Source organism: Lachnoclostridium phocaeense, assembly GCF_959599685.1.
Lineage (GTDB): Bacteria > Bacillota > Clostridia > Lachnospirales > Lachnospiraceae > Claveliimonas > Claveliimonas monacensis.
In genome coordinates this window covers 130,389-151,527 of sequence record NZ_CAUGIN010000005.1, presented here as the reverse complement: position 1 = coordinate 151,527, position 21,139 = coordinate 130,389, and the positions used below count along the sequence as shown (strand labels likewise).

Annotated in this window: 11 protein-coding genes and 1 pseudogene; all 12 read left to right on the top strand. The window is 49.3% G+C overall.

Annotation, left to right across the window (positions count from 1 at the left end):
* The first annotated feature begins 171 nt into the window (after window positions 1-171).
* Window positions 172-1,428 (top strand): uracil permease, encoded by a 1,257-nt coding sequence (uraA, locus tag Q5911_RS03920; RefSeq protein WP_303181146.1) that lies wholly within the window; start codon window positions 172-174, stop codon window positions 1,426-1,428.
* A gap of 44 nt (window positions 1,429-1,472) precedes the next feature.
* Window positions 1,473-2,987 carry an arabinosylfuranosidase ArfA gene (gene arfA / locus Q5911_RS03915; protein ID WP_281724728.1) on the top strand — a complete coding sequence of 505 codons (1,515 nt, stop codon included), beginning with the start codon at window positions 1,473-1,475 and terminating at the stop codon, window positions 2,985-2,987.
* 352 nt (window positions 2,988-3,339) lie between these two features.
* Window positions 3,340-9,621, top strand: a complete 6,282-nt coding sequence (locus Q5911_RS03910; protein ID WP_303181142.1) for a family 43 glycosylhydrolase — start codon at window positions 3,340-3,342, stop codon at window positions 9,619-9,621.
* A gap of 180 nt (window positions 9,622-9,801) precedes the next feature.
* Window positions 9,802-11,415 (top strand): response regulator, encoded by a 1,614-nt coding sequence (locus tag Q5911_RS03905; protein WP_303181140.1) that lies wholly within the window; start codon window positions 9,802-9,804, stop codon window positions 11,413-11,415.
* Window position 11,416: 1 nt separating this feature from the next.
* On the top strand, window positions 11,417-12,910 hold the full coding sequence (locus tag Q5911_RS03900; protein ID WP_303181138.1) for a sensor histidine kinase: 1,494 nt from the start codon (window positions 11,417-11,419) through the stop codon (window positions 12,908-12,910).
* A gap of 158 nt (window positions 12,911-13,068) precedes the next feature.
* Window positions 13,069-14,160, top strand: a complete 1,092-nt coding sequence (locus Q5911_RS03895; protein WP_303181136.1) for an ABC transporter substrate-binding protein — start codon at window positions 13,069-13,071, stop codon at window positions 14,158-14,160.
* A 158-nt stretch (window positions 14,161-14,318) separates the two neighbouring features.
* Entirely contained in the window at window positions 14,319-15,830 is a 1,512-nt protein-coding gene (locus Q5911_RS03890) for a sugar ABC transporter ATP-binding protein (RefSeq protein ID WP_303181133.1), read from the top strand.
* A complete protein-coding gene (locus tag Q5911_RS03885; protein ID WP_303181131.1) occupies window positions 15,823-16,890 on the top strand; it encodes an ABC transporter permease in 1,068 nt (355 codons plus the stop codon). The genes Q5911_RS03890 and Q5911_RS03885 overlap by 8 nt, the downstream gene beginning before the upstream one ends.
* Before the next feature lie 2 nt (window positions 16,891-16,892).
* Window positions 16,893-17,924: an ABC transporter permease subunit gene (locus Q5911_RS03880; protein ID WP_303181129.1), complete on the top strand. Its 1,032-nt coding sequence runs from the start codon at window positions 16,893-16,895 to the stop codon at window positions 17,922-17,924.
* Window positions 17,925-18,112: 188 nt separating this feature from the next.
* Window positions 18,113-19,609 carry an L-arabinose isomerase gene (gene araA / locus Q5911_RS03875; protein ID WP_076779459.1) on the top strand — a complete coding sequence of 499 codons (1,497 nt, stop codon included), beginning with the start codon at window positions 18,113-18,115 and terminating at the stop codon, window positions 19,607-19,609.
* A gap of 27 nt (window positions 19,610-19,636) precedes the next feature.
* Window positions 19,637-20,332 (top strand): L-ribulose-5-phosphate 4-epimerase, encoded by a 696-nt coding sequence (locus tag Q5911_RS03870; protein WP_303181126.1) that lies wholly within the window; start codon window positions 19,637-19,639, stop codon window positions 20,330-20,332.
* A gap of 9 nt (window positions 20,333-20,341) precedes the next feature.
* Window positions 20,342-21,121, top strand: a pseudogene (locus Q5911_RS03865) (alpha-L-arabinofuranosidase C-terminal domain-containing protein); the annotation flags it as partial.
* Window positions 21,122-21,139 lie beyond the last annotated feature (18 nt).

Genomic DNA, 21,139 nt, shown 5'->3' with positions numbered 1-21,139 from the left:
CAAGTTCTGCCTAAAAGAGAGTTATCATTTCAGTGCCTTAACTAAATGACATTGGTAAGCGGAGGTTCCCCTTTTCCTCTGAGTGATAGAATGGTATAATAACCACGATGTGGTTATTATACCTGCGCATCCTGCGTCATGCGTGGGTTGGAACAATGAGGAGGAAAAGGAATGGAAGGAAGAAAGATCATACAGGTGGAGGACAAGGTCCCCCTTAAATTACTGGTACCCTTAAGCATCCAGCATATGTTCGCCATGTTCGGCGCCTCTGTGCTGGTGCCCTTCATGTTTGGCATCAGCCCGGCCATTGTGCTGTTCATGAACGGAGTGGGTACCCTTTTATTTATTGCTATCACAAAGGGAAAGGCGCCGGCCTATCTGGGCTCCAGCTTTGCCTTTCTGGCTCCCGGCGGCATCATCATCGACCAGATGGGCTACGAGTACGCCCTGGGCGGCTTTGTGGTGGTCGGGTTCTGCGGCTGTATCCTGGCCTTTATCATCTACAGGTTCGGATGCGACTGGATCGACATCGTGCTGCCTCCGGCGGCCATGGGGCCTGTGGTGGCCCTCATAGGACTGGAGCTCTCCAGCTCTGCGGCCAGCAACGCGGGGCTTCTGGATGAGACCATTGATCCAAAGAATGTCATTGTCTTTGCGGTCACCCTGGGCGTGGCTGTCTTTGGCAATATCCTGTTCAGAAAGTTCCTGGCGGTCATCCCCATCCTGATCGCGGTGATAGCAGGGTACGTGGCGGCCATCCTGTGCGGCATCGTGGATTTTGCCCCGGTGGCAGAGGCGTCTGTCTTTGCCCTGCCCCATTTCATGCTGCCCAAATTCAGCGTGGAGGCCATTGTCATCATCCTGCCGGTGCTCCTTGTCATCACCTCGGAGCACATCGGACACCAGGTGGTCACCAGCAAGATCGTGGGAAGGGACCTGCTCCGCGATCCGGGACTTCACCGCTCCCTTCTGGGGGACAACCTGTCCACCATGATCTCCGGTCTTATCGGGTCCGTGCCCACCACCACCTACGGGGAGAACATCGGCGTCATGGCAGTGACCAAAGTGTACAGCGTGCGGGTCATCGCGGGAGCCGCCGTGCTGTCTATCATCTGCTCCTTTGTGGGCAAGCTGTCCATGCTGATCCAGACCATACCGGGGCCTGTTATAGGGGGGATTTCCTTCCTTCTGTACGGCATGATCGGGGCATCCGGCATCCGCATCCTGGTGGACTCCAGAGTGGATTATGGACGCTCCAGGAACCTGACCCTGACCAGCGTGGTCTTTGTCACCGGCCTTTCGGGCATTGCGGTCAATATCGGAAATATCCAGCTCACCGGCATGGTGCTGGCCTGCATCACCGGCATGGCTTTAAGCCTTGTGTTCTACGTCCTTGACCGGCTGAAGCTGACCAATGACCAGGAGTAGATGGGAAAAATATTGTAAAAGCAGATAAAGGAGGGTTCTGCAGGATGGCAAAACAGGCAAAAATGGTGATCGATAAAGATTTTAAGATCGGCGAGGTGGACAAAAGGATCTACGGCTCTTTTGTGGAACAGCTGGGAAGGGCGGTCTACGACGGCCTGTACCAGCCGGGAAGCCCGCTGTCTGACGAGGACGGGTTCCGCAGGGATGTGATCAGTCTTGTGCGGGAGCTGGGAGTTCCCATTATCCGTTATCCGGGAGGGAATTTCGTCTCCAGCTTTGTGTGGGAGGACAGCGTGGGGCCTGTGGAACAAAGGCCCAGGAGGCTGGAACTGGCGTGGCGCAGCCTGGAGCCCAATGAGGTGGGGATCAACGAGTTCGCAAAATGGGCGAAGAAGGTAAATTCTGAGGTCATGATGGCAGTAAACCTGGGCACCAGAGGGATCGCCGATGCCTGTAACCTCCTGGAGTACTGCAATCATCCGGGCGGGACAAAATACAGTGACATGCGCATCTCCCACGGGATCAAAGAGCCCCACAACATCAAGGTGTGGTGCCTTGGAAATGAGATGGACGGAGACTGGCAGGTGGGGCGCAAGACCATGGGAGAGTACGCCCGCCTTGCTGAGGAGACGGCCAAGGCCATGAAGCTGATCGATCCGGGCATTGAGCTTGTCTCCTGCGGAAGCTCTTCCCGGGAGATGGACACCTTCCCGGAGTGGGAAGCGGTCACCCTGGAGCGCACATACGACTATGTGGATTATGTGTCCCTTCACCAGTATTACGGGAATGAGGCCAATGATACGTCAGATTTCCTGGCCAAATCCGACGACATGGAGGAGTTTATCCGCACGGTCATTGCCACATGCGACTATGTGAAGGCGAAGAAGAGAGGAAGGAAAAATATCAATCTGAGCTTTGACGAGTGGAATGTATGGTTCCACTCAAAGGAAGAGCAGATGGACATTACAGAGAACAGGCCGTGGCAGACAGCGCCTTCCCTGCTGGAGGATATCTACACCTTTGAGGATGCCCTTCTTGTGGGGCTGATGCTGATCACTCTGCTGAAACATGCAGACAGAGTAAAGATGGCCTGTCTGGCGCAGCTTGTCAATGTCATTGCTCCGATCATGACAGAGAAGGGCGGGGGACCGGCGTGGAAGCAGACGATCTTCTACCCCTTTATGCACGCCTCCAGATATGGACGGGGCACTGTACTCAGGCCGGTCATCAGCACCGGCGTGCACGACACGGCACAGCATGAAAATGTGACGGATGTGGAGAGTGTTGCCGTCTATAATGAGGAAAAGGATGAGGTGACTATTTTCGCGGTAAACCGCAACACAGAGGAAGATGTGGAACTGGTAGCAGATGTGAGGGGAATGGAAGGCTATCATCTGATAGAGCACATTGTCCTTGAAAGCAGCGATGTGAAACTGTGTAACGGGCCGGGAAGAGAGGTTGTATTTCCGCAGAAAGTGCAGAGATCATCTCTGGATGCCGGGATCATGACCAGCAGGCTGCACAGGGCGTCCTGGAATGTGATAAGGTTGAGAAAATAGGATGAATCCTCTGAACTGAAAAACAGGTATATTATCAGCGTGTGCTATTTCCTGCGTTACGGGAAATGGTGCACGCTTAATTTGAATAAAGGTAAATCGGACGCGTCTAAAAATAGATAAGAATACGTATGATCAAAAAAAGTATGCGGCAATCAAAAGAAAACATACTTAATTCAAAAGAAAACTCACCTGAAGATTTTGACCCTGAGTTGGTCTGGTTTTTAGTGATAAAAATCGAACGTTTGTCAAAAAAAATAATGTATCTAATAATCTGACAATCATGTATAATTTCCAAAAGCATCAGTGAAAAAAAGGTAAGGATATCTAATATTTAGGAAGGAGAAGGAAAAGAATGAGAAAATTAAAAAGGCTGACAAGTTTATTTCTTGCAGTAGGTTTGCTTCTATCTGGTATGAATGTACTTCCGGCTTCAGCTGCTGTAGATGAGACCAATGACGCACAGCTGGAAGGAACCGGAGAGACACTGTATGTACCCAATTTTTCCAGTCTCGATGAATTTGATGTGTTTTCGGGAAATAATCCTGGTACATGGAGTGCCTCTGAGGGAACGATCCGAATCGACGGAGGGACAGGGAATAAAGCTGTTGCAAAAGATCAAGAATTTACAGATTTTGTTTACGAAGTAGATATAACAGTGGAAAAGCAGGCCGATCTGAGCGATACATCCAGCTCTCAGGGAGGCATCATATTCAGAGTGTCTCAGCCGAAGGATGGAGTGTCTGACGGCTACTACGGTTATTATTTTTGCGTGGATGCAAAGAATCAAAAAGCGACACTTGGAAGATCTTCAGGAAATGACTGGTATGAGATTGCTTCTAAGAATATGACAGTTGATTTCGGTGAGACATACCATGTGATGGTGGCAGCTTGCGGCAGTCATATTACGTGCTATGTGGACTATAATGGTGAAAATTATGCCAAGCTGGATGTGACGGACAGTACACATGCGTTAGGAAGTGTTGGAATGAGAAACTGGCTTTCCCATGTTTCTTACGAAAATGCAGTGGTAAAAAAATATACAGAGACAGAACTGTCAGAAGAAGAGTCCTATACAAATCCTCTCCTGAATATGTGTGCGGATCCAGATATTCTCTATCACAATGGTACGTATTATCTGTACTGTACAAATGCCGGGGACGAGAATGACGACGACGGTATAAAAGTATACACTTCTACAGATTTGGTCCATTGGACAGATAAAGGCTGGGCATTTAAAAAGGGAGATGGTTGGGGGACCGGAAACTTCTGGGCGCCCGATACGATTGAGCGTGATGGTATCTTCTATATGTACTATGTGGCGAATGAACAGATTTGTGTTGCTACAAGTGATTCTCCTCTGGGCCCATTCACTCAGGATGTAAGTGAGCCAATGCACAGCGATGTGAAAGAAATCGATGCACATGTGTTTTATGATGAAGCAACCGGAAAATACTATATGTATTTTGTGCGTTTTACTAACGGAAATGTAATTTGGGGCGCTGAGCTGAATGATGATATGAAATCTATCAAGGAGGAAACTCTGACGGAGATTTTACAAGCTGATCAGGGATGGGACCAGGATATGGGAAATATCAATGAAGGCCCGTTTATGCTGGTCAAAGACGGAAAATATTATCTGACCTATTCCGGCTCTCATTTTGAGAGTACACAGTATGGATCCGGGTACGCCGTGGCGGACAGCCCTCTTGGCCCATACACGAAGTACAGCAATAATCCGATTATGCAGTCCAATACATTGGCACACGGAACAGGGCACCATTGTATAACGACTTCTCCGGACGGAACGGAAATGTTTATGGTGTATCACAGCCATCACGACCTGTCAACTACTGAGCCAAGGCAGCTTTGCATTGATAGGATACAGTTTACGACAGATAAAGAGGGTAATACTGTGTTGGAAGTAAAAGGGCCTACAGTAACTCCTCAGGCACTGCCTTCCGGATCATCGGATGTGAACAATTTCATTGAATTTGATAAAGAAGACCTCTCAGATATCACTGTAGAGAATGGAACTCCTGTGGACAAGTGGGGACTTCCGGAACAGGTGGGAATACACACGTCTAAAGGAGACGGGACGACTTCCTATACAGCAGATGTAGAGTGGGACACGTCTTCTTATGACGAAAGCGCCGAGGGAGAGCAGGTACTGAGTGTTAAGGGAACAGCTGTGCTCCCTGAGGGAGTAGAAAATCTGGGAAGTATTCCTCTGGAAGTGACTATTCAGGTCACAGTAGAAAGTGAAGATGCGGTATCACAGATTGTAGCGGCAGCGCTGGAAAAAGTAGAAATTAAAAATCAAAATGATATTCGCGAAAATATTACATTGCCGGAGGAGATTGATGGAGTAGCTCTTACCTGGGAATCTGACAATGAAGACGTGATTTCTACAGAAATAAAAGAAAATGAGGATTACTACGATACGCCGGCAGGAGTGGTGTCGCGTCAGGAAGAAGATACGGATGTAACTCTTACAGTAATCGGAAAGTATGAGGGGGAGACTGCAAGCCGTGAAATAAATGTAACCGTGAAGGCGAAACCGGATCAGGAGGAAGAGTACACGGCATATTTATATGCTCATTTTAAGGAATATGCAGGAGTAAAAGGTGAGCAGGATATATTTTTCGGCATCAGCGAAGACGGTCTTAACTGGACAGCCTTAAATGATAATAATGCTGTTCTCGAATCGACAGTGGGGGATCAGGCGACAAGAGATCCTTATATTATCCGTTCGGCAGAGGGAGATAAATTTTATCTTATTGCTACGGATCAGGATATTTATAAATACGGTGATAATGTACAATGGGATCTTTTGTCTACACAGGGAAGCCGTTCTCTGACAATCTGGGAATCTACAGATTTGGTTAACTGGACAAATGAGCGAAATGTTGCAGTTGCAGATTCCATACAGGCGGGATGTGCATGGGCGCCGGAAGCGATTTATGATGAGACGACAGGTGAATATCTGGTTTACTGGTCCAGCAAGGTGGAGAGTGACGGATATGCAAGACAGTATAACTGGGTGTGTAAAACAAGAGATTTTTATACCTTTACGGAACCGGAGCTGTTTAATGATCTGTCGATCAGCAATATTGACACTTCGCTGTATAAAGAAGGCAACACATACTATAAGCTTCTGAAACTGGAAGATGGAGACAATACCCACGTTATTCTTCAGTCAGCAGAGAATCATCCGCTGGCTTATGGCGATGAGGTTAACCAGGTTAAAATCGGGGATAGAGTATATAACAATGTGGGCGGCATTTATGAACAGATAGATAATTCTGCCGACGGATGCCTGGAGTCCTATACCGGAAGTTATGAAGGTGCCACTATGTTCAAGTTTAACGATCGCGATGAGTGGTGCATCATGGTGGATGAATACGGAGGGCAGACGAGGGGATACATTCCGTTTACCACCACGGATCTGGATCAGGAGAACAGTGTAAAAGCTCTGGCTGACGGAGAATATATCATGCAGGATGGAGGAAAGCATGGAGTTATCATCCCCATTACCCAGAGTGAATATGAAAGGCTGACGGAAGCATATGGAGTGGAAGACGGTAACTTAGCATCAATGGAAGAGCAGGAAGATGCAGCGGTAACTTATGACTTTGAAAACGAGGAAGACCTGGCGCTTCAGCTCTTCGGAAATGCACAGATCCTCTATGATGAAGAAAAGGACAGCAATGTTTTGTACCTGGATGGAACAGAGGGGACTTATGCGGAACTTCCGCAGGGATTGTTTGACGGAGCAGACCAGCTGACGATCAGTATGGATGTCAAACCGGAGACGACGGAGGCCAATCATGTGGACTTTAACATAGGACAGGACGAGAACAGGTACTTGTTCCTCCGGTTCCGTGACAATGAGATTACGGCGGGCATATCAGTCCGGAGCTGGCAGAATGAGACTAATTTTAATGTGGAACAGGATGATGGATGCCTGAATGAATGGGTTAATGTCACGATTGTGATGGATGACCACGATATGTCTTTCTATGTGAACAACAAACTGATTGGCACACAGAAAGTGAGAAATATTACAGAGTTGGGAGAAAATTTGAAATCCTACCTCGGCAAATCTTTTTATGATGATCCGTATTTCCAGGGAAGTTACGACAATATCAGAATATATAACCGGGCGCTAGATGAAGAAGAACTGGGTGCTTACCGCAGTATCAGTGAAAAGATAGAGGCGGAATCTGCACAGTTGTCCGGTTTGGCAAAAGTAGTGGAAAGGGACGACGCATCGGGAGGCGCTAAAGTAGGAACAATCGACAACACCGACGCAGAAGTGACTTTTACACTGAATGCGCCGGAAGATGGGACATACAGGATTGAGATTGCTGCGGACGGAGATGGTGAATATCCGAACCCCGGTCACAGATATTGGGTGAACGGAGATGAGGAGAATGCTCAGATTGTAAGATATGAGGCGAAAGGATGGGATATATGGGGGCTGTATCCTGTGGAAGTAGAATTAAAAGAAGGAGAGAATACATTTACTATTTCCCATTCTGGAGAAGATAATAGCTTTGCTGAACTGGATTATATTATATTCTATACGGCCTATCCGGATTTGAGCGTGGAGATAGGAGGGGAGCTTCTAGAAGAGTTTTCGGAGGAAATTTCAGATTATGATGTGGATGTAGAGGATTTGTCAGATATTCCGGAAGTAGAGGCCTTTGCAGGTGAAGAGAATCAGGATAAGTTCAGCATTGAAATTACCCAGGCTTCAGAGGATCGGCCAGAGGCATATATCCGGGTAACATCCAATCAGGATCCTGATTTTGTGATGGATTATACAATACGCTTTTATGGCGGGGAGACGTTTACTAATCCGCTTGTAAACTTTGGCGCGGACCCGTTTGTAACTTTCCAGGATGGTTATTACTATTATATAAGGGTTAATCAGGACAGGTCCATATGGGTATCCAAGTCGGAAGAGCTGAGCAGAATTGGACAGGTAGAACCGATCCAGGTATATGCGCCGTCAGGAGATGAGCCGAGTGCGGAAATGTGGGCGCCGGAGATGCATTATATTGATGGAAAGTGGTATATTTATTATACGGCAGGAGCGGGAAGCAATCACCGGATGTATGTGCTGGAAAGCGAGACATCAGATGCACAGGGCAGCTATGTATTTAAAGGCAAGATGGCTCCTGAAACAGATAAATGGGCGATAGATCAGACTGTTCTGGAATATGATGGACAGCTTTATGCCATCTGGTCAGGATGGGAAGGTGATGAGAATGTGGATCAGAGGATCTATATTGCCAAAATGGATAACCCGTGGACGATTTCGGGAGAAAGAGTGGAACTGTCAATGCCAGAGTACAGCTGGGAGAAGCAGGGAGGAACACCGACAATTAATGAAGGCCCGCAAATTGCAGTTTCACCGGATGGAACAGTGAACATCGTATATTCTGCAAGCGGAAGCTGGTCAGATTATTACTGTCTGGGATGCCTTACATTAAAGGATGGGGCCGACCCGATGGAAAAGGAGTCTTGGACTAAAGCGGATCAGCCTATTTTTGAAAAGAATAATTCCACAACATATTCCACAGGACATGCCTGCTTCGTGTCATCGCCAGACGGAACGCAGGACTATATGGTATATCATGCCACAAGAAATTCCGGAGAAGGCTGGAATGGAAGAGGAGTGAGGACCCAGAGGATTTACTGGAACGAGGATGGTACTCCGTATATCGGAAACGCGATCGAGTACAATGGAAAGGTCAACTGGCCTTCCGGCACGCCGGTAAATACATACATAAGATATGAGGCGGAAGATGCACAGCTTTCCGGCAGTGTGAGGACAGAAGAAACGTACAACTCATCCGCCGGAGGAAAAGTGACAGGATTTGCCGCGGTAGGCGATCAGGTTACATTCAGTGTTAATGTGGATACGGCAGGGACATATAAACTGTATATTGGTGCGGCGGCAGGGACAGACGGAGCCGGATTGTCCGTGCAGGTCAATGGCGCCGATGCAGTAGATAAGAATGTGGCCAATTTCAATGCAAATGCATCAGGAAGTATTTGCCCCGATAACTGGGCCGGATATGAGATGGAAATCAGCCTGGAGCAAGGAGAAAATACGATTGTGATCGGGAAGAGCGCTTCCCTTGCGGCGGCGGATCTTGACTATATTGAACTCCTTCTTCTCGAGGCGGCGCAGCAACCGGAGATGCCAGACAAATCTGAGCTCCAAGATGCGGTTGACAATGCAGTTCAGCTTGTTCAGGAGGACTACACAGCTGAGTCTTGGGAGAATTTCCAGGAAGCACTTAAAAATGCACAGAGTGTACTCGCCGATGACAGTGCCGATCAAGAAGCGGTTGATGCGGCCCTGGATGCATTGAAACAGGCTGTGAATAACCTGGTTAAAACAGAGACAGATTCTGGTAATGGAGACAGCAATAATGGAAATACGGGGAATGGAGATGCCACAGCTCCGCCAGACACATCCAATTCTAATGGTAATTCCCCGGCGGATAAAGCGGCAAAGACTGGAGATGATGCTTCAGTTCTGCCAGCTACAGCAGCTCTGGTATTATCGCTTACTGTTGTAGGAGTCATTCTGTACAGGAAAAAAAGAAAACAAAGTTAATGGCTGACTGGAAGAGCTTTAACAATATAGACAGGGATTGTCTATGGAGTTAGAGCTCTTCTTTTACAAGGAGCGTTTGAGGAAAATGGAGAGTATTCGTATTGAAAATAAGCGCGGGAAATGATTTAATAAAAACAGTGGAATTGTTTCTTTAATATTTCTTTAAGTAGTGAGGACGATATGATAAAAATATTTCTTGTTGAAGATGAAGTGATTATCCGTGATGGTATCAAGAACAGTATAGACTGGGAACGGGAGGGATATGAGTTTGTGGGAGAAGCCGGGGACGGTGAGCTTGCTTATCCCCTTATCCTCAAAGAGAAACCGGATATCCTGCTGACGGATATTAAGATGCCTTTTATGGACGGCCTGGAGCTCAGCGCTGCGGTGAAGAAGAAACTTCCGGATATCAAGATTATTGTCCTGAGCGGGTACAATGACTTTGAGTTTGCACAGAAAGGGATCGAGATCGGTATCACCAACTATTTACTGAAGCCGATCTCTTCGGGAGAGCTCCTGAAGGCAGTGGGAGAAGTGGCCATAAAGATAGAGAGGGAGAGAGAAGAAAGAGAGCTCCTGAATAAGTTTGAGGAGGATCTCCAGGGAAACATCATATATGAGAAACAAATATTTCTCACGGAAATACTGACGGAGAACATGTCTATGACGGACATCCTGGATGAGGGCAAGCGGCTTGGGATGGACCTAAGCGCCGGTATGTACAATTTTATCCTCTTTAAGCTGACCAATTACGGGGTGCCGGATCTGCAGCAGCAGCTCGTATCCGCCTACATGGAGGCCGGGGCCTGCATGGAAAAGCTGCCCGGCGTGTACTGCTTCCAGCGGGATGTCAAAGGCTGGGCCTTCCTCCTGCTGGCAGAAGATGAGAGGGCGCTGGGAGAACTGATCGAGACGTGCAAGGCAGAATTGAAGAAAACCATGGAAAAATTCCAGGAGGCAGAGTACTTCGGGGGGATCGGCATCGGCGTCTCCAGGCTCAGGGAGCTGCGGGACTCTTTCCGGGAGGCGGACAGGGCTTTTGCGGGAAGATTTGTGGCGGAGACAAACCAGATCCTGACGTGGGAGGAGCTGCACGGAAGAAATAAAGAAGAGCCCGACGTGAAGGGGCTGGGCTCTATGCAGGAGAATAGAAGGCTCATCGGCAAGTTCCTGCGGAACGGGACCGCGGAAGAGACAGAGAGTTTTGTGAAGACTTACTTTGAGGAGATCCTGGGAGAGAATGTCCAGTCCATGATGATGAGGCAGTACGTGATGATGGACCTCTACATCAGCCTTGTCTCTTTTGGAGAAGAGATCGGTGTTTCAGAGGAGGAGATCGAGAAGGAGAGCGGGGATATCAGAAAAGTGGCTGACCATATACACTCTGTAGAGGACATGCTGGCCTATGTCAACAGTCTGATCAGCGGTATCTTAAAGCTCCGGGACGAGACGTCGGGAAACAGATACAAAGATATCATTGAGGCGGCAAAAAATTATATGCAGACCCAGTACATGTCGGATGAGATATCTCTTGGCAGTGTGGCGGCCAGCGTGGGTATGAGCTCCAGCTACTTCAGCTCCATTTTCAGCCAGGAGACAGGGCAGACGTTTGTGGAGTATCTGACAGATATACGGATGGAAAAGGCAAAAGAGATGCTCATGTGCTCCAACAAGAAGACATCGGAGATCGGCTTTGATGTGGGATACAAGGATTCCCATTATTTTAGCTTCATCTTCAAAAAGACCCAGGGATGTTCGCCGAAGGAGTACCGCGCAAGAAGAGGTGATCTGTAGCATGGAAGAGGAAAAGAAAAAGAAGAAAAATGGCCTTTCGCTCCGCTCAAGGATCTTCCTGATCGTGCTGTCCTGCTTTATTCCCCTGACAGCACTCATAGGCTATCTTCTGTACACCCAGTACACTACCGTGCAGGCCTTTGACCGGGTGGCCAACAGTGTGAACTATGCCAGCAAGTACGTGACCGAGTTCAAGGAGCGGATGGACTACAGCATCTACTACGCGATCATCTGGGATAAACCCATCAGCGAGCTGCGGGAGGGCATCTATTCCGTGGGGGGAGTGGAACTTGTCTACCCCTATGATTATATAGAAGAAATGCGGGCAGCATGCGCGGAGATGTCGGATATCGCCACGGTGAACAGCAACCGGTATCTGCCGGAGAGGATAGACAATACGCTGAACTCCCTCGAGAGGATCATAGAGGAGATCGAGGAAAACATGGACGAGGGGGGACACTATGACGAGAATGAGGACCTGCTGGAGGACGTGCGGAGCCTGACAGACCTGGTCCAGGTAAACATCCAGAATTACATCAATGACGAAAATGCAAGTTTTACGGCTATAAAAGAGGAGCTGGTGGAAAATACCAGAAAGACGCTGCAGAGCAGTATCCTGATCGTGTGCGTGGTGGCTGTCCTCACGACCATTATCTCCATTTTTACCCAGAGAAGTGTGGTGCAGCCTGTCAGAAAACTGTGCGAGGCGTCAAAGCTGGTGGCCAAAGGAGATTTTACAGTCAGAAGCGATGTGGAGAGCAAGGATGAGATCGCGGTGCTGGCAGACAACTTTAACGATATGACGGTGGAGATCGGGCGGCTGGTAGAGAGGATCAAGGAGGAGCAGGCAAATATAAGGAACATGGAGTCCAAACTTCTCCAGGCACAGATTAATCCTCATTTTCTGTACAACACGCTTGACACCATTGTCTGGCTGGCAGAGTCCGGCAGGGACGAGGAAGTGGTCAAGATGACCAGCTATCTGTCAGAGTTTTTCCGGACCACACTCAGTAAAGGCAAGGACTATATTACTCTGGAAGAAGAAAAACGCCATGTGGAAAGCTACCTGCAGATCCAGCAGTTCCGGTACCAGGATATCATGGATTACAGGATAGAGATGGACGAGGAAATCATGGACTACACAGTCCCCAAGCTGACGCTGCAGCCGCTGGTAGAGAATGCGCTCTACCATGGCATAAAAAAGAAGAGAGGCGGCGGCACGATCCTGATCGAGGGGAAGCTGGAGGGAAACAAGATCCTTCTGAAAGTGATAGACAATGGAAAGGGGATGACAGAGCAGGAGCTGGCCCGGCTGCGCAGATATATTGCCGGCTGCGAGGACGGCGGAAAGCAGGGGTTCGGCCTTGGCAATGTGAATCAGAGAATTCACAGATATTACGGCGAAGAGTACGGAATTTTCTTTGAGAGCGAGGAAAACAGAGGAACTGAGGCGGTAATTATTATACCGGCAAAAATAATCGAACAAAAATCATAAAAAAACACCCAAATATTCATAAAATGTTTACAATTTCGTAAAAAAAATTACAAAGTAAGGAGGATATTCTGTATCCTTCTTTCTTTTTTCTTGCTATTATATACATACAAATTAAGGGGAGGGATCATCCCCTATAAAGAAAAAGGAGGAACAAAAATATGAAAAAGCGTGTAGTGAGCATGCTTCTGTGCGTTGCTATGACAGCAGCCATGGTTGCAGGATGCGGAAGCAGCAGCAGTGGAGATTCATCTTCAGACAGCGGAGAGGACAGCGGCAGCAGTGATGTGATCACAGTCGGCTTCTCACAGGTTGGTGCTGAGTCTGACTGGCGTACAGCCAACACAGAGTCCATGCAGGAGACATTTACAGAGGAGGACGGATATGAGCTGATCTTTGACGATGCACAGCAGAAACAGGAGAACCAGATCACAGCTATCCGTAACTTCATCCAGCAGGAAGTTGACTACATACTTCTGGCACCTGTTACAGAGTCCGGATGGGACACAGTTCTCCAGGAAGCATATGACGCAGATATCCCGGTTATCATCGTTGACCGTATGGTAGATGTATCAAATGATGATCTGTACACAACATGGATCGGTACAGACTCCCTGCTGGAAGGACGCAAGGCAGCTGAGTGGCTGAACGCTTACGCTACAGCTAAGGGATGGGATGCAAGCGAGCTGAATATCGCTCACATCCAGGGAACAATGGGATCCACAGCTCAGATCGGACGTACACAGGGTCTTGAGGAAGGCGTTGAGAAGTACGGATGGAACCTTGTAGCTCAGCAGTGCGGTGAGTTTACACAGGCTAAAGGACAGGAAGTTATGGAGTCCATGCTGAAACAGTACGACAACATCAACGTAGTATACTGCGAGAATGATAACGAAGCATTCGGCGCAATCGATGCTATCGAGGCAGCTGGAAAGACAGTAGGAACAGATATCGCAAACGGTGAGATCCTTGTTATCTCCTTCGATACAACAAACGCAGGTCTTACTGACACACTGGCAGGAAAGATCGTATGTGACGTAGAGTGTAATCCGCTTCACGGACCTCGTGCAGAGGAGCTCATCAAAGCTCTCGAGGCTGGCGAAGAAGTTGAGAAGCTCAACTACGTAGACGAAGAGATCTTCGCATATGACGACACAGTAGCAAGCGTTACAGCTACAAACAGCCTTGAGGAAGAAGGCGACTATGCAGTTACAGTGATCACACAGGAGATCATCGACGGACGTGCATACTAAAAAAGATATACAGCCGGTATAGCGCTGTGTTCTGAAAAAGAAGGGGCGTAGTGGAATAAACGGGGTACTCCGGGTATGCTGCTACGCTCTCTTTATGAAAAAATGGGAACTGGTTGATCAAGGTAGATAAGAGAAAAGAGAAAGCAGGTGAGAGCCATATGGAAGAAAATGTTGTATTAAGTATGAAGGATATATCCAAGACATTTCCTGGCGTAAAAGCGCTGCAGCATGTTGATTTCACGCTCCGCAAAGGCGAGATCCATGCACTCATGGGAGAGAACGGTGCAGGTAAATCCACACTGATCAAAGTCCTGACAGGAGTGCATGAGTTCCAGACAGGTGAGATCACGATGGACGGGCAGAAGATTGTCAACAAATCTCCCCAGGAAGCGCAGAAAAACGGAATCAGTACGGTGTACCAGGAAGTCAACCTCTGTCCGAACCTGACTGTGGCAGAGAACCTTTTCATCGGCCGTGAACCGAGAAAGGCAGGATTTATCGATTGGAAGATGATGAACAAAAAGTCCACGGAGCTTCTCCAGGATCTGAAGATTGATGCCAATGCTACAGATAAGCTCGAGGATGTATCTCTTGCCAGACAGCAGATGATCGCGATTGCCCGTGCTGTGGATATGCAGTGTAAAGTTCTGATCCTCGATGAGCCCACATCCTCCCTGGACGACGACGAGGTGGCGAAGCTGTTTACACTCATGAATCGACTGAAAGAACAGGGCGTGGGAATTATTTTCGTTACCCACTTCCTGGAGCAGGTATACGAGGTATGTGACCGAATCACCGTACTTCGGAACGGTGAGCTGGTGGGCGAATACAAGGTAAAAGAGCTTCCCAGAGTCCAGCTCGTGGCGAAGATGATGGGTAAAGACTTTGACGATCTTGCGGATATCAAGAGCGCCCACGAAGGCCTCAAGGAGTTTATCCCCGTGGTGGAGGCTGAGGGTCTTGGACATCAGGGAACGATCAAACCTTTCGACTTTACTGTACATAAGGGAGAGGTTGTGGGACTTTCCGGTCTGCTTGGCTCCGGACGTTCCGAGCTGGTGCGCGCGATTTACGGCGCGGACAAAGCAGACAGCGGTACACTGAAAGTAAACGGAAAAGAAGTGAAGATCAAAGCGCCTATCGATGCCATGAAGCTTGGCATGGCCTATCTGCCGGAGGACAGAAAGAAAGACGGTATCATCGCGGATCTGTCTGTGCGTGAGAATATTATCATTGCCCTGCAGGCCAAGAGAGGTATGTTCCGTCCTATGAGCAGAAAAGAGATGGAAGAGGCGGCTGACAAATATATCGATATGCTCCAGATCAAGACGGCAAGCCGTGAGACGCCGATCAAGAGCCTCTCAGGCGGTAACCAGCAGAAGGTGATCATCGGACGCTGGCTTCTCACCAACCCGGACTACCTGATCCTGGATGAGCCTACAAGAGGTATCGATATCGGTACAAAGACAGAGATCCAGAAACTGGTGCTCGACCTGGCGGACAAGGGAATGGCTGTGACATTCATTTCTTCTGAGGTAGAAGAGATGCTCCGTACATGTTCACGTATGGCGATCCTGCGCGATGGGAAAAAGGTCGGTGAACTTTCCGGCGACGAGCTGTCACAGGAAGGAATTATGAAAGCGATTGCAGGAGGTGGAGAAGATGAGTAATCAGAAATCCGGACTCAAAAAAATAACATCCATGCGGCTGTTTATGCCGATTGTTTGTCTGCTGGTTATTATCATCGTAGCAACGATTACCATACCGGGATTTTTGACAATATCGTTCCAGAACGGCGTACCTTACGGGTATCCGGTGGATGTGATCAACAGAGCGTCTGAGCTTGTGATCCTGGCTGTGGGTATGACTCTTGTAACGGCGGCATCAGGCGGACAGGATATCAGCGTGGGAGCCGTTATGGCGGTAGCTGCAGCTGTGTGCTGTCAGATCCTCTCCGGCGGAGAAGTGTCTGTCAATTCCCTTGCAGCTCCCATCATCCTGGCATTCCTCGCCGCGCTGGCAGCATCAGCACTGTGCGGTGCCTTTAACGGCTTCCTCGTGGCGAAGCTGAACATTCAGCCCATGGTCGCCACGCTGATCCTTTATACGGCAGGACGTGGTATTGCGCAACTGATCACAAACGGACAGATCACCTACATCCGTGTGGATTCCTATCAGATATTCGGAAGTTACATCGGGAAATTCCCAATCCCCACACCGGTGATCATAGCAGTGGTCGTGGTCATCATTACCTATCTGATCCTGAAGAAGACAGCCCTCGGGCTTTATATCGAAAGTGTTGGTATCAACGGAACAGCATCAAGACTTGTGGGATTGAATTCTACTATGATCAAGTTCCTCACCTACTTGATCTGCGGTATTCTGGCAGGTATCGCGGGATTTGTGGCTTCCAGCCGTATCTACTCAGCGGACGCCAACAACATCGGACTGAACCTGGAGATGGATGCCATCCTTGCGGTAGCCCTCGGCGGCAACGTGCTTGGCGGTGGTAAATTCAGCCTGATGGGATCTGTGATCGGCGCCTACACGATCCAGGCCCTGACAACCGTGCTCTACGGAATGAACGTGTCTTCCGATCAGCTCCCGGTATACAAGGCCATCGTGGTTGTCATCATCGTTGTTCTGCAGAGCCCGGTATTCCAGAAAGCGCTGGCCAGCAGAAAAGCAAAAAGTCAGGCCGCAAAGCCTGCTGCGGAAGGAGGTAACTAGGAATGGGAAATAAGAATAAGACGGCTATGCCGAAAAAGAAAATCAGTGCAACTGGCTTCCTTCTTATCATCACGATTGCTCTTTTCGTTGTGATGTATGCAGCTGGTATGGTTGTTTTCTCAGACAAGGGATTTGCGAAACCGCAGATGTTCTTTAACCTTTTCGTATCCAATGCAGGGCTTCTGGTCATCGCCCTTGGGCAGACTATCGTCATGATTACCGGTGGGATCGATATCTCTGTTGGTTCCGTGACAGCACTTGTATGTATGGTTTCTGCATTTGAGATGGAGAATATGGGCATGAGCGCTTATGTGGCAGTGGCCTCTGCACTGGCCATCGGTCTTGCATACGGCGTGATACAGGGATTTCTTGTATCCTATCTGGAGATCCAGCCATTCATCGTCACCCTGGCCGGCATGTTCTTTGGCCGCGGTATGACAGCTGTTATCAGTACAGAGATGATCTCCATCAAGAACGAGCTGTTCCTGGCCTGGGCAAACTTTAAGATCAACCTTCCTATTGGTTCCTACAGCAAGAGAGGAAAGTTTATCCCGGCTTACATCTATCCCACGGTCGTGATCGCGATCCTCATACTCATCATCATCATCCTTGTGATGAAGTACTCCAAGTTCGGACGTTCTGTGTACGCTATCGGAGGAAATTCGCAGAGTGCCCTGATGATGGGTCTGAATGTAAAAAAGACAAAATTCAAAGCCTACATCCTGAACGGATTTCTGGCAGGCCTTGGCGGTTTCCTGTTCTGTCTGAACAGCTGTGCCGGATTTGTGGAGCAGGCCAAAGGTCTTGAGATGGATGCTATCTCCTCAGCCGTAATCGGAGGCACGCTGCTCAGCGGCGGCGTGGGCGTTCCTTTCGGAACACTGTTCGGCGTGCTGATCAAAGGTACGATCCAGTCTCTGATCACAACGCAGGGTACGTTGTCCAGCTGGTGGGTGCGCATTGTGCTTTCCGCACTGCTTTGCTTCTTCATCATCCTGCAGGCGATTCTCGGAAATATTAAAAAGAAAAAATAGGCAGGATATTAAAAGAGTTTTGAGATATTGCAGCTATGGGAGATCCTGTAGCTGCAATCTTCTTTTTCAGCGATTTTCCTGGAGTTTTCTGACCTTGGAAAAGAAATGAAAAAACAAGTTGTAAATACAACTAATGTGATATATAGTATAGTTATAAGTACAAATTTGGCAAAAGGAGGGTACATTTTATGGAACAAAAACAATACAAGTTCTGGTTCTGCACAGGATCACAGGATCTGTATGGGGATGAATGCCTGGCTCATGTGGCAGAGCATTCACAGAAGATGGTGGAGGCATTGAACGCGTCGGGAAATCTCCCCTATGAGATCGTGTGGAAGCCAACGCTGATCACAAACGAGCTGATCCGGAAGACATTTAACGAGGCGAACATGGATGACACCTGCGCGGGCGTGATCACATGGATGCACACATTCTCACCTGCGAAATCCTGGATACTGGGACTGCAGGAGTTCAGGAAACCGCTGCTCCACTTCCATACCCAGTTCAACCGGGAGATCCCCTACGACACCATTGACATGGACTTTATGAACGAGAACCAGGCAGCCCACGGAGACCGGGAGTACGGACATATTTTCAGCCGTCTGAAAAAAGTGCGCAAGGTGGTCATGGGATACTGGGAGGACGAGGATGTCCAGAAGCGGATCGGCTCCTGGATGCGCACCGCGGTGGGCGTGCTGGAGAGCAGCCATGTGCGGGTTATGCGGATCGCGGACAACATGCGCAACGTAGCTGTGACAGAGGGCGACAAGGTGGAGGCCCAGATCCGGTTCGGATGGGAAGTGGACGCCTACCCTGTTAATGAGATCGCTGAGGCTGTGGCGGCAGTGTCCCAGGCAGATATTGACACACTGGTGGAAGAGTACTACGATAAATATGAAATCCTGCTGGAAGGAAGAGACGAGAAAGAATTCCGTGAGCACGTGGCTGTGCAGGCAGGCATTGAGATCGGATTTGAGAGATTTCTCAAGGAAAAGAACTATCAGGCTATCGTGACCCACTTCGGAGACCTTGGCTCTCTGAAACAGCTTCCGGGACTTGCCATCCAGAGACTGATGGAAAAAGGATACGGATTCGGCGGAGAGGGCGACTGGAAGACAGCGGCCATGGTGCGCATTATGAAGATTATGACCCAGGGCATGAAGGACGCAAAGGGAACTTCCTTCATGGAGGACTACACCTACAATCTCGTGCCGGGTAAGGAGGGCATCCTGCAGGCCCACATGCTGGAGGTGTGCCCAAGTATCGCGGAGGGCCCCATCGGCATCAAGTGCCAGCCCCTCTCCATGGGTGACAGGGAGGATCCGGCCCGCCTTGTATTTACATCCAAGACAGGCCCGGCTGTAGCCACATCCCTGATCGACCTGGGAGACAGATTCCGCCTGATAATCAACGATGTGAACTGCAAGAAGACGGAGAAACCCATGCCCAAGCTCCCGGTAGCCACCGCTTTCTGGACACCGGAGCCCAACCTGCAGACCGGAGCCGAAGCCTGGATCCTGGCTGGAGGCGCCCACCATACTGCGTTCTCCTACGACCTGACTGCAGAGCAGATGGGCGACTGGGCTGCCTATATGGGAATCGAGGCCGTGTATATCGATAAAGATACGACTATCCGCCAGTTCCAGAACGAGCTGAACTGGAACGAGCTGGTATACAGAAAGTAGATCACAGATCAGTGAGGAGGAAGAGATATGTTAGAGGAACTGAAAAAAGAAGTGTATGAGGCCAATATGCTGCTGCCGAAGTACAACCTTGTGACCTTCACCTGGGGAAATGTCAGCGGCATTGACCGGGAGAAGGGGCTGTTTGTCATCAAGCCCAGCGGCGTGGACTACGACAAGCTGACGCCGGAAGACATGGTTGTGGTGGACCTGGAGGGAAACAAAGTGGAAGGAAAGTACAACCCCTCCTCTGACACAGCCACCCATGTGGTCCTGTACAACCGTTTCAAAGACATCGGCGGGATCGTGCATACCCACTCACCCTGGGCTACAAGCTGGGCGCAGGCGGGAAGGGACATTCCCTGCTATGGCACCACCCATGCGGATTACATCTACGGTGAGGTGCCCTGCGTACGCAACCTGACAAAGGAGGAGATCGAGGAGGCCTACGAGAAGAACACCGGCGTTCTCATTGCGGATGAATTTGAGAAGAGGGGAAAGGATTATATTGCGGTTCCGGCGGTGCTGTGTAAGAACCATGGTCCCTTTACCTGGGGCAAGGACGCCCACGAGGCGGTGCACAACGCGGTGGTACTGGAGGAGGTTGCCAAGATGGCGGCCCGGTGCGAGATGATCAACCCGGAGAACGGGCCGGCTCCCCAGGAGCTGCAGGACAAGCACTACTACCGGAAGCACGGAGCGAACGCCTACTACGGACAGAAGTAGTACTGCTAAAGCAATACTGAGGTCATGATGGCGGTCAATCTGGGGACAAGAGGCATTGCAGATGCCTGCAATCTTCTGGAGTACTGCAACCATCCCGGCGGAACAAAGTACAGCGACATGCGTATCGCTCACGGCGTGAAGGAGCCCCACAACATCAAGGTGTGGTTCCATTCCAAGGCGGAGGAGCTGGACATCACACAGAACAAGCCCTGGCAGGTAGCCCCCTCGCTTCTGGAGGATATCTATACCTTTGAGGATGCGCTTCTGGTAGGCCTGATGCTGATCACCTTCATGAAGCATGCGGACAGAGTGAAGATGGCGTGCCTGGCGCAGCTTGTCAATGTTATCGCTCCTATCATGACAGAGAAGGACGGCGGACCGGCCTGGAAGCAGACGATCTTCTATCCCTTTATGCACGCTTCCAAATACGGCCGCGGCGTTGTGCTTCAGCCTGTCATCAGCACAGGCGTGCACGATACGGCACAGCATGAGAACGTAACGGATGTGGAGAGCATTGCCGTCTACAATGAGGAAAAAGAAGAGTTGACTATTTTTGCAGTTAATCGTAATATTAATGAAGATGTTGAAATGGTTACGGATGTGCGTGGAATGGGAGGTTACAGGCTCCTTGAACACATCGTGCTGGAGAACAGTGACATGAAGCTCGTGAACGCGGCGGGAAAGGAGAATGTATATCCAAAGTCCGTACAGCAGTCAGCTCTGGACGGAGGCATTATGACCAGTACACTGCATAAGGCTTCCTGGAATGTGATCCGTCTGGGAAAATAAGATGAAATGGAAGGTGGA